We start from the raw sequence: 3,904 nt of genomic DNA on the forward strand, positions 1-3,904 counted from the left end.
GCTCATCGTGTACTCGGTCGCCAACGGGGCGGGATGACCGGATCCGTCACCGATCCGCAGCCCGTCGGCATCGGCCGTGTACGGCTCGATGAAGGCGTATCGGGCGGTCTGGGTGTTCTGGCCGGGGCGAGCCTGGAACACGAACCAGTCGGTGCCTTCATGATCGGTGAAGTTGGGACCCGTGCCGGTTCCCGTGACCTCCTCATTCAGACTCATGATCGGCTCGGGATTCTTCACCCAGTTCGCCGCAACCATCGGGTCGCCGCCGGTGTACTTCAGATAACCGATCGCGTAGTAGATGGTCCAGTAGCCGCTGGCGGAGTACGAGAGGAACACCTCGCCGTCATCGCCGTAGACAGCGGTGCCGCCTTCGACGACCTTGGGCCACCACATGTTCGGATCGCTGGTCGACTGGGCGTAGCCGTGCTCCTCCCAGTCGTACTCGGACCGAGTGATGATGCTCGACTCGCCCGTGAAGGTCCACGGGTTGGCGATACGGGTCATGTTGATCGTCTGGTGGAACTCGGACGTGCCGCGCCCCTCCTCGAGGACGTAGGTGATGAAGGTCTCGCCCGCTACGCGCATGAACGAGATACCCGCCACGAACTCGTCGGTGTTGAAGTCGGGGTCGTTCTCGCTCGTGATGCGCTGCGGGACATTCTCCTCGCCAGTCACCGGGTTGCCCCAGCGGCCCATCAGGTCATCGCCGTCGAGCGCCTTCAGCACGTACTGTCGCTGCCCCTCGGCGGCCGGGTCGTTGGGGTCGGTGGCCGATAGGTACAGGTACCACCCTGCGTTCTCCTCGCCCACATCCTCGGCGGTGAGGTGATGTACCTCCGGCGACCAGAGGTTCCGCATGTCCTCAGGTGCGAAGATCACCGAACCCACCGACTCGGACAGATCCGAGGGATTGGCTACCTTGTGCAGCGCCATCGTGCTGCCGGAGGTGGCCAGGAAGTAGTACTGCCCCTCGTGCGTGAAGATGTACGGGTCCGCGGCTCGCACGATCGGATTGGTGAACGTCAGTTCGCCGCGCGGCGTCTCGGCGGCAACGTCGGGGTCGACGTGCAGCGCGCTCGCCATGCTTCCGCCAAAGGCCTCGGTGCCAAGCAGGTCGGTGAGGTGCCCGAAGTCACCACCGGTGACCGTCACCTCATAGTCGCCCTCCAGGTCCGTCGTCCGCGACTTCGCCGGTGCGATCGCCGCCCAGAACTCGCCGCCGTTCACGGTGAGATCCACGTCGTAGTCGGCCTGGTAGGCGCTCCCATCCTCCTCGTAGACCGCGTAGATACCCTGCATGAACGTGCCGCCGTCGATGGTGGCAGCCAGCGAGCCCGCGCCATAGCCACGGTGGGACAGCACGATCGGCCCGAAGAACGTTCCGCCGTCGATCTGGACGTTGACGTCGGCGCCGTCCGTGACCGCCTCGACGTTGTCAGAGCCACCCCGAAGGCTGGCCCACTCGCCACCTTCGACAGTCACAGACGTCGCTGGCGTCGGTGTGCTCCCGTCGCTCCCACCGACGATCGTCAGGTACGTCTCGCCTCGGCGTGTGAACTCGGTCTCGACGTTGGTGCCGATCGTCAACGGGTGCCCCATGCCGTAGATGGCGCCGTTGGTCGTCGGGGACTGCAGCAGCAGGTTCTCGAAGGTCGTCGGGCCACCGAGACGCATCGGCCCCTCGATCTGCAGCGCGGCGCCCGAGCCGGCGAAGTCGATGTCGCCGTCATCGGTGGTGAGCAGGACGCTCGAGCCGTACTCGCCCAAGTCATAGCCGTCCACGGTGTATTGATCCGTGAGCACCACGCGTCCGTCGCCGGACAGCGTGGCGATCGCGGATGCGAGGTCGCCGAGCGCGTGGGGAGGGCTACTACCGTCGCCGTCGCCGGCCGCCGACACGTACACGACCTGGTCATCGGTCACGTGCTCGACGACATCGGCGATCTGCTCGGCGATCGCCGGCTCGGCTCCCGGTAGCCGCACGAGCGCGCGCTCGTCGCCGTCGGTTGCTGCCCAGTTCGCCAGCGAGAGTGCGCCGATATCCGCGGTACCGAGACGGACCTTGACCGCGGCATCCGCACGGTCCAGCTCCGCACTCCCCACGCTTCCGGAGATCAACCGGGCCGTCAGGGCTTCCGTGACACGGCCGGCCGACGAGGTCAGCGTGCCGACCTCACCGCCTGCGATCGTCACGAGCGCACCCGCCACGGCATAGGGCTGGTCAGTCCCTGCCCACACGTGCTCGACGGAGCCGCCCGCCACCGTCACGTCGGTCGTCCCGGCGAAGTCGGCGCTCAGGCCCGTGATGCCGACCACGCTGGCGAAGGAACCCGAGAGGATCGAGATCGAGGCGTTGTCGCTGGCGCCCGCCACCGTGACCTGGCTGCCGTCGGCCACCGTGATGCCGTCGCCGATCGTGAGGTCCGCTCCGTCGACCAACAGGTCGAGCGCACCAGCGTTCGCGAGCTCGACCGAGGAGACGGTGACGTCGCGGGCGAGCCTGATCTCGGCGTCCGCCGGGAAGGAGATCGACGAAGACCCGTCACCCACGAACGAGACGCGACCAGCGCCGTCGGCAAGGGTGTCGGCATCGACATCCCAGGCGACATCGCCCGAGATCGTGATCGCCCCGCCGTCGGCGGCAAGCAGCCCCAGCGCAGTCTGAAGGCTCCCGCAGGGGTGCGCCTCGGAGCACTCGGTGCCCGAGCCGCCCGCGCTGACGCGGACGTCCGCGGTGTTGACGAGGACGTCGAAGATCTCCCGGAGCGCTGCGACCTGCGTCGCGGTGTAGTGCTGCCCAGCGAAATGCACGGTCCGGACCGGTGCGAAGTCGAGGATCTGCTGGTGCCGATCCTCACCGCCCCAGGCGTTCTGGGCCTGGATGGCGCCGAAGGTCACGCCATCCAAGGTGAGGTCGACGTCCTCGACGACGTTGTTGATGTCGATCGTGTTGACATTGCCGCCTCTCAGGTCGACCGTGGCCGAACCGACGATGTAGCGCGTCACGTCGCCTGCGGTGTGCAGGGCGCCCACGCGACCGCCGGTCATGGTGATCTCGGTGCTTCCCGAGTAGTGGTTCTCCAGCGAAGCGCCGAAGACCTCCTGCACGATGCCACCGTTGATCGTGATGTGCGAGGTGCCGGTGTAGGTCTGCGTACCGACGCCCTTGCCGCGGCTGAAGCCCGCGATCTTGTAGTACGTACCCGAGTTGATCGTGATGTGGGAGTCGGCATCGAGGGTGGTGTCCTCAGCGGAGGGGCCGTGATAGCCGCCCACGACGAAGACCTGCCGAGCCCCGGCATTCGGCTGACTCACCATGGTGAGGCCCTGATCCATCGTGATGGGGTGCCAGTTCGCGGCGAAGATGGCCCACTGCGACGTCACCACGGTGAGGTCGGCGAAGGTCGTGGGACCCGAGAGGTTGTACTCCAGGAACGGGGTGTCTCCGAAGACCAACCGCCCGGGGTAGGTCTGCTCCCCATCTGTGCTGGTCACGAGGATCTCGTCGGTGTGGGCGGGCTCGATGAGCGTGGCGTCCAGCGGATAGTCGCCCATGAGAACCACGCGGCCCCCGTCGGCGGCGACAAGCGTCAGTGCCTGATCGAGGGACCGGACTGGCGCTGACGGCGTGGTGCCCGCAGCGCCGTCGTCGCCCTCGACGGCATCGACGTAGACGACGAGCTCGTCGTCGGCTGCTGCCGGTGGCGCTGCGGACAATCCGCACAGAACCAGGGCAACGGCGGCGACCATCGCCGCCAGCAAGGTGGACAGGCGTGACATGGGGCTCCCCAAGGTGAGTGCTCTGATCGCGCTACGCATCCACAACGTCGGTGGTGGGATGTCGTGGCGAAGCACGAGGTTTGTAAGAACAACTAACTGTTGTGATTGTTCTCAATCACCGTAG

Annotated in this window: 1 protein-coding gene; it reads right to left on the reverse strand. The window is 66.6% G+C overall.

The features are described 5' to 3' along the window. The coding region (locus tag ACOJSN_RS00145) for a family 43 glycosylhydrolase (protein ID WP_420110483.1) at window positions 1–3,780 on the reverse strand (3,780 nt) is incomplete at its 3' end. Between the last annotated feature and the right edge of the window lie 124 nt (window positions 3,781–3,904).

It is taken from the genome of Pseudactinotalea sp., from assembly GCF_048594945.1.
Taxonomy (GTDB): domain Bacteria; phylum Actinomycetota; class Actinomycetes; order Actinomycetales; family Beutenbergiaceae; genus Pseudactinotalea.